Source organism: Pseudoalteromonas sp. TB25, from assembly GCF_000497995.1.
In the GTDB taxonomy this organism is placed as follows: domain Bacteria; phylum Pseudomonadota; class Gammaproteobacteria; order Enterobacterales; family Alteromonadaceae; genus Pseudoalteromonas; species Pseudoalteromonas distincta.
The window spans coordinates 1-7844 of the sequence record NZ_AUTI01000228.1 but is presented as its reverse complement, the minus strand read 5'-3'; the positions used below and the strand labels follow the sequence as shown (position 1 = coordinate 7844).

Here is a 7844-nt window from a genome sequence, read left to right as displayed (position 1 = left end):
AAAAAACCACACAAAAAGAACTGCCGCGACTAATAAGCCAAAAATTTGAGCATTAATACTTTGCAAATGCAGCCTCGCGTTTAAATTAAACTAGTAGCTTGTAAGTAAATATAACAACCATATGTTTTTCATGCAATTTTAAAATATGGCACAAAAATAGCTTAGTTATTGCAAAGTAACACCCTCGGGGGAGAATTTAATGGAAAACGTCCATATTTTGACGCAGCGTGTGTCTGGTCGCGGTGATTTTTTGCCGTTTTCGGCTGAACACTCACCTACAAATGAAATAACTGAAACGCATGAACTCGTCGCAGAGCTACAAACAAGCTTAGTGATCGAGGATGTTCTGGCTATTTACGCTAAATTTGCAAAACAATTGCTCAATTTTTCTGGATTGCAGTTTCAATCAACTTTAGGTACTGCTCAAACATCACAAAGTGATACAAATAGTACACCCTATATTTTTGATTTAGCGATTAATAAAGACCACTTAGGGCAGCTAATTTATTTTAGTAAATTCCCGCTTGGTCACGCAATTGAGAAAAAATTACATACATTACATACTGCTCTGGTTTATCCACTTCGTAATGCGATGATGTATAGCCGCGTACTAAAGCTTGCCACAAAGGATGCGTTAACCGGTTTAAATAATCGTAGTCAATTTAATGACTTTTTACTTCAAAAGCTTGAAAACTGTCGCCGTTATCAACGCCCATTTAGTTTAATGTTGCTTGATTTAGATAACTTTAAACAAGTTAACGACAACTTCGGCCATAAAATTGGTGACGATACACTTAAAGAATTTTCAAAAGTACTGTGTAGCAGTATACGCGGCACTGATTCGGTATTTAGATTTGGTGGTGATGAGTTTGCTTTACTTATTGAAGACCCTGAGTTTACAACTAATAAAGTGATTGCTGAGCGTATAATGTGCTTAGTAAGAAAATCGCCATTAATGTCTAAGTATAAAGTAACAACCAGTATTGGTTTTACTTTAGCTAACAGCCAAGATTGCGAAACTGAGATATTTGCTCGAGCCGATAAAGGTTTATACAAAGCAAAGGCATCAGGTAGAAACTGCGCAAAAGCATATTAGCCTTTACTTAACTGCATTAAATAAAAAAGCCTAGCTTCCCCCGCTAGGCTTTGCACATACCAATTTATAAATAAACAACGCAGCACAAAAACCAAAAAAGAACCCGCTAATTAAATTAAGTAATGCAGTAATAGTCGCAAGCGGTGTAAATAATACTAAAAGCAGTGGCAGACTCACGCCTAAAATAAAAAACAATCCACCTTTACCTAACCAATAAGCTAATAAAAGTACTGCAGATGCAATCCCACCAGCGACTGCATAACCTAACGTAACTATATTTAACTCAAGTAAAACATTAGCGATAACAGCAATAAGCGCTGTTATTAGCATACCCATTGGCGCTTTTTTTACTAACGATAAGCCAACATGCGGCTGTTTACTCATTTATTTACACTCCCAAAAAATACCTTTTTCATCAACATGCTTAGCGCTTATAAAACAACCAACCACTTGAACTAATTCATCATTATAAAAAATAAGTGGCACACTGGCGCGTAGCCACGGCGCTATTTTTGCATCTTTAAACCAATGCTTAACTGTATTACTACCAGGCTTTTTAAGTGGTTTAATACGTGCGCTATTGCAATTAAAGCGCACTATTACTTGCTCATTTGAGTGTGGAGGTCTTACTCCAAAACCAATGCTTTTAATTAATAAGCGCCCGTCTGCAAGTTTTAGCTGCGAATGATTTAGCTCAATATCTGTTAATACTTCACTTGGTGTTACAAAATACAAATAACCTTGATGACGACGTATTTGCCCATAGAGCAAATCAATACGCATTTGCGCGTCGTTTTTTGCGCACATTGCTTGATTAATAATTTGCTCAAGCTGCTTTTGCGATGGCATGACCTGTGTAAATAATGCAAGCCACGCACGTACTATATTTGCAATACGCGCTGAGCTGTATTCGCTTATTTGGCTAATGCACAGTGCTTGGTACTCGTTAATACACTTATTTAAATCAAGCTGAGTGTACTCATCAAGTAGTGTTTGCTGTTGTTGTAGTAGCTCAATACTTCGTGCTGTACATTGTTCAAACCCAGTAAAACGCTCGGCTAACACAGGTACTATTTTTGAGCGTAAAAAGTTACGGTCAAAACTTTCATCTGTATTTGAGTCATCAGTTATGTGGTTAATACTAAAGCGTGCCGCAAACGCTTCTATATCGCTTCGCTTTACGTTTAACAATGGCCTAAAACATACACGGCCACTTTGCAGCAAACGCGCTTGGTGCATGGCGCCAAGCCCTTTTAAACCCGAGCCACGCTTTAAGCGCAGTAAAAACGTTTCTACTTGGTCGTTTAAATGTTGGCCCAATAAAACAATGCTGCCTTGTGGGCTTAGCTCATCAAGTGCTTTGTAACGTGCATCGCGAGCTTGGGCTTCAAGGCTCGTACGCGACTGCTGCTCAATTACAACTTTTGCGACTTTAAAAGGCACATCAAGCTCAATACATACATTTTTGCAAAAGCGTTGCCAGTCATCGGCATACTGGCTCAAGCCATGGTGAACATAAATAGCCGATACATCAATTGCAGGGTTATCGGCTCTTAAAGCACGCATTAAATGCAGCAACACCACAGAATCAACACCACCAGAAAGCGCCACAGTAAAAACAGTGTTACCTTGCTCAATATAGCTATTTAGTGATTTTTTTAATTGCTGATAAATTGCTGTTGTATGCATATGGCCGCACTTTTATATAAAAACTCTGAACATTTTAAAGCAAAAAAGCCGCATAAGCGGCTTTTTTTTAACAATTAATGTGTTTAGCAATAACCAAACGACATTAAACGTTTGTAACGTTGATCAAGCATTTCTTCAAGCGTAAGTGCTTGTAAGTCTGCTAGGTCACGCTTAAGGCGTACTTTTAAGTTACGTGCCATAGCATCGTAATTACGATGTGCACCACCTAGTGGCTCATCAACTAAGTTGTTGATTAAGTCTAGCTCTTTAACGCGCTCTGCGGTTACACCCATTGCTTCTGCTGCAAGCGGTGCTTTGTCAGCGCTTTTCCAAAGAATAGACGCACAACCTTCAGGCGAAATTACAGAATAAGTGCTGTACTGCAACATGTTAACTCTGTCGCCAACACCAATCGCTAATGCACCACCTGAACCGCCTTCACCAATAACCGTACATATTGTCGGCACTTTAAGTGACGCCATTACTTTTAAGTTACGTGCGATTGCTTCAGATTGACCACGTTCTTCAGCGCCAACACCTGGGTATGCACCTGGTGTGTCAATAAAGGTCATGATTGGCATTTTAAAACGCTCAGCCATTTCCATTAAGCGTAATGCTTTACGGTAACCTTCTGGCTTTGGCATACCAAAGTTACGTTTAATTTTTTCAGCAGTATCACGACCTTTTTGTTGGCCAATAACCATTACCGGTTCGCCATCTAAACGCGCAATGCCACCTAAAATAGCTGGATCGTTAGCAAAAGTACGATCGCCAGCAAACTCGTCAAATTCCGTGAAAATGCGCTCGATATAATCTCGAGTGTAAGGACGCAACGGATGACGTGCTAACTGTGATACTTGCCAAGCGCCTAAATTAGAAAAAATCTCCTGTTTTTGTTTGGCACTTTTTTCTTTTAATTTGCTGACTTCCTCTTCTAACTCAAGGTCTAATTCGCCAGCGCGGCTGATACTTTGTAATTCTTCAATTTTTGCTTCTAATTCTGCAATTGGAAGCTCAAAATCAAGATAATTGAGGCTCATGCTCTAAACTACCTAATTAGTTAAATTCTAGTTCTACATCTTGCGCAGCCATTAGTGATAACTTATGGATTAAGTCGTCACTTGGCGTAACACACCATTCGATCCCAAGAGTTAATTGCGCCAACGCATCTGGACGTTGGTAATAAACCTTGATCGGACACGTTCCCATTTTATAGGGTTCGAGTACTTTTTGTAATTTATCGAAGAAACCTGCCTCGATTTGCACCATGTTCAGCGTCATTTTAATCGCTTTAATACGCTTTTCACGCGCTTGAGCAATGGTGTTTATTTCTCTGGCGGTCATTGTAATACCACCGGAGAAGTTATCAAAGCTGACCTGTCCAGATATTACCAAGATATTGTTAACTTGGAGCATATCTTGGTACTTTTCAAACTCGTCTGAATACAAGCGTACATCAATCCGTGCACTCTTGTCATCTAAAGTTACTAAGGCCCAACGATTTCCTTTTTTATTAATTAATACTCTAGAAGCAATAACTAAACCAGCTGCCGTTGCAAACACATCACGATTAGTTGGCTGTAAATCAACTATTTTTCCGCTAGTGTAATGCCTAAGCTCACGGCGGTACTGATTTATTGGATGCCCAGTTAAATAAAGGCCTAGCGTCTCTTTTTCGCCATCTAACCACTCGTTATCAGTAAGCCCTGTGGCTTTAATAAAAGCTTGTTCAACTTCATCAGGCTCAGTGGCTAATAAACCAAATAAGTCACTTTGTCCTAATTGCTCAGCTTTGTTGTGTTGATCGGCCGCACGCATAGCATCTTTTAAACTGGCTAGTAATGTAGCACGCCCAGATTGGGTTTTCTCTGGTCCTAATTGATCCAAAGCACCCGCGTAAATTAATTTTTCGGTAACACGTTTATTTAAGCGTTTTAAATCAACACGGGCACAAAAATCAAATAAATCTTTAAATGGGCCGCCTTTTGCACGCGCTTCTAGGATTGCATCAACCGGTGCTTCACCCACGCCTTTTATCGCGCCAATGCCGTAAACAATTTCACCTTCAAGGTTTACTGTAAACTTAAACTCACCTGCATTTACGTCTGGTGGTAATAAGGTGAGCTTCATGTTTTCACATTCATCCACCAAAATAACTATTTTGTCGGTGTTATCCATATCGGCCGACATTACCGCAGCCATAAACTCTGCAGGATGATGCGTTTTCATCCACAATGTTTGATACGATACGAGTGCGTAAGCTGCTGAGTGAGATTTGTTAAAACCGTAACCTGCGAACTTTTCTACCAAGTCGAAGATTTTTATCGCAAGCTCGCCGTCAATGCCGTTATTTCTTGCACCATCTTCAAACGTTGAACGCTGCTTTGCCATTTCTTCGGGTTTTTTCTTACCCATTGCACGACGCAGCATGTCGGCGCCACCTAGCGTGTAACCTGCCAGTACTTGCGCAATTTGCATTACTTGTTCTTGATACAAAATAATGCCGTAAGTTGGATCAAGTATTGGTTTTAAGCTTTCGTGCTGATACTGCGCATCTGGGTATGAGATTTCTTCTCGGCCCAGTTTTCGGTCGATAAAGTTATCTACCATGCCTGATTGCAGCGGACCTGGTCGGAACAAGGCCACAAGTGCAATCATATCTTCAAAGCAGTCGGGCTTAAGGCGGCGTACTAGGTCTTTCATACCACGCGACTCTAGCTGGAATACAGCGGTCGTTTCGGCGCGAAGTAGCAACTCAATACTTTTTTTATCATCCAGTGGAATGGTGTTTATATCAACGGGGTCTTTACCTTGGCGCTTCATGCGCACATTGGTCATATCGACCGCCCACTGCAATATAGTCAGTGTACGTAAACCCAAGAAATCGAACTTAACTAAGCCTGCTGTTTCTACATCGTTTTTATCAAACTGTGTTACTGGAAACTTACCTTCGTCATCGCAATAAAGCGCAGCGAAGTCGGTAATAGTGGTTGGCGATATTACTACGCCACCCGCATGTTTACCGGCATTACGTGTACACCCTTCAAGGATGCGACACATGTCAATTAAGTCTTTTACCTCATTGTCGCCATCGTAGGCTTCTTGCAAGCGCGGTTCTACATCAAACGCTTTGGCAAGTGTCATACCGGGGTCACCCGGAATCAATTTTGAAATTCGATCAACAAACCCGTAAGGATGGCCAAGCACTCGCCCTACATCGCGTATTACCGCTTTTGCAGCCATGGTACCAAAGGTAATAATTTGCGAAACCGCATCCCGACCATACAAAGCCGACACGTGATCAATTACTTCGTCTCGTCTATCCATACAAAAATCGACGTCGAAATCGGGCATTGATACACGTTCAGGGTTTAAGAATCGCTCAAAGAGTAAGTCAAACTCAAGTGGATCAAGGTCGGTAATTTTAAGCGCGTACGCAACTAACGAACCCGCACCTGAACCACGACCAGGTCCAACTGGAATATTATTATCTTTACTCCACTGAATAAACTCCATTACGATTAAGAAGTAACCTGGGAATCCCATTTGGTTGATTACACCGAGCTCAATTGCAAGACGCTCATCGTATTCAACACGTTTTACTTTTCTATCTTCTTCGTCGGGGAATAAAAACTGTAGTCGTTCTTCAAGGCCGTCTTGTGACACTTTAACTAAAAAGTCTTCAATTTTAAGCGAGCCGGTTGGGTAATCAGGTAAAAAGTAAGTACCTAATTGCACAGTTACATTACAACGCTTAGCGATTTCTACGGTATTTTGTAGTGCCTCTGGAATATCGCTAAACAACTCAGCCATTTGCTCAGGTGTTTTTAGATATTGTTCTTCAGAGAACCGTTTAGGGCGGCGCTTATCATCGAGCGTGTAACCGTCAAAAATAGCAACACGAATTTCGTGCGCTTCAAAGTTTTCGGGCTTTAAAAACACCACTTCGTTGGTCGCTACAACCGGTAGTTGCTCTTTAGCAGCAAGCTCTACCGCCATGTGCAAGTAATCTTCTTCAAGCGGTCGATTGGTGCGAACAAGCTCTAGGTAGTAGTTATCGCTAAAATGCTGCTTATAAAAACTAACAACCGATTCAATTACAGTCGGATTATTTTTTAATAATGCTTTACCTAAGTCACCGTCTTTAGCGCCTGAGAGAATAATTAAGCCTGCTTTTAGCTCAACTAACCACTCGCGGTCAATCACAGGGCGATGAAATACATGCCCACGCTGATAAGCTTTAGATATCAGCAAGGTAATATTTTTATAGCCGTCGTTGTCTTTGGCTAATATAGTTAAGCGGCTTGGCTCATCAGGAAACTCTGGGCTACGAACCCAAAAGTCAGCACCCACTATAGGTTTAATACCTGCATTATGCGTGGCGCCATAAAAACGCACTAAACCACAAAAGTTCATTTGATCGGTAATTGCAATGGCTGGCATTTGCAGCTCTTGCGCTTTTGCGACGATTGGCTTTGTTTTAGCAAGGCCATCAACCATCGAAAAGTCTGAATGAACTCTTAAATGAACAAAATCAGGAGCAGCCATGCTTAGNNTTGCGCCAAAACGCGCTGCACAGGTTTAAAGCTTTTACGATGCTCGTCAATTGCACCGTATTGTTCAAGTGCTGCAAAGTGCGCTTTAGTGGGATACCCTTTGTGCCCTGCAAAACCATATTCTGGGTGGCGTGCATCAAGTTCAAGCATTTCGTCATCGCGCGCTACTTTAGCTAAAATAGACGCTGCTGAAATTTCGGCCACTAAGCTATCACCTTTAACAACAGCTTGTGCTGGCATAGTGAGTTTTGGCAATCGATTACCATCTATAAATACAAATTCAGGTTGTGTGCTTAATGCCTCTACTGCGCGAGTCATGGCAAGCATCGTTGCGTGTAGAATATTTAACTCATCAATTTCTGTTGGACTGCAGCGTCCATACGCGTAGCACAATGCTTTTTCTTTTATTTCAACTGCAAGTGCTTGGCGTTTTTTATCCGTTAATTTTTTAGAATCTGCTAAACCTGCAATTGGTTTAGTGGGATCTAAAATGACGGCGGCAG

The 7844-nt window shown here is 41.2% G+C and carries 6 protein-coding genes; 1 reads left to right on the top strand and 5 read right to left on the bottom strand.

The genetic code is table 11. From position 1 onward, the window contains the following. The first annotated feature begins 199 nt into the window (after positions 1–199). On the top strand, positions 200–1096 hold the full coding sequence (locus L652_RS0106615) for a GGDEF domain-containing protein (protein WP_024596260.1): 897 nt from the start codon (positions 200–202) through the stop codon (positions 1094–1096). Between the two features lie 30 nt (positions 1097–1126). Here L652_RS0106615 and L652_RS0106610 read toward each other — a convergent pair whose 3' ends face one another. From L652_RS0106610 to rnhB, 5 genes are all read right to left on the bottom strand, one after another. Beyond that, on the bottom strand, positions 1127–1480 hold the full coding sequence (locus L652_RS0106610; RefSeq protein WP_024596259.1) for a hypothetical protein: 354 nt from the start codon (positions 1478–1480) through the stop codon (positions 1127–1129). After that, positions 1481–2785 carry a tRNA lysidine(34) synthetase TilS gene (gene tilS / locus L652_RS0106605; protein ID WP_024596258.1) on the bottom strand — a complete coding sequence of 435 codons (1305 nt, stop codon included), beginning with the start codon at positions 2783–2785 and terminating at the stop codon, positions 1481–1483. 83 nt (positions 2786–2868) lie between these two features. Further along, positions 2869–3825, bottom strand: coding sequence for an acetyl-CoA carboxylase carboxyl transferase subunit alpha (gene accA, locus L652_RS0106595; RefSeq protein ID WP_002958297.1), 957 nt, complete (start codon positions 3823–3825; stop codon positions 2869–2871). Positions 3826–3841: 16 nt separating this feature from the next. Next, positions 3842–7333, bottom strand: coding sequence for a DNA polymerase III subunit alpha (gene dnaE, locus L652_RS0106590; RefSeq protein WP_002958298.1), 3492 nt, complete (start codon positions 7331–7333; stop codon positions 3842–3844). A 2-nt stretch (positions 7334–7335) separates the two neighbouring features. Continuing rightward, positions 7336–7844 (bottom strand): ribonuclease HII (rnhB, locus tag L652_RS0106585; protein ID WP_024603374.1); only part of this gene is annotated, 509 nt, incomplete at its 5' end.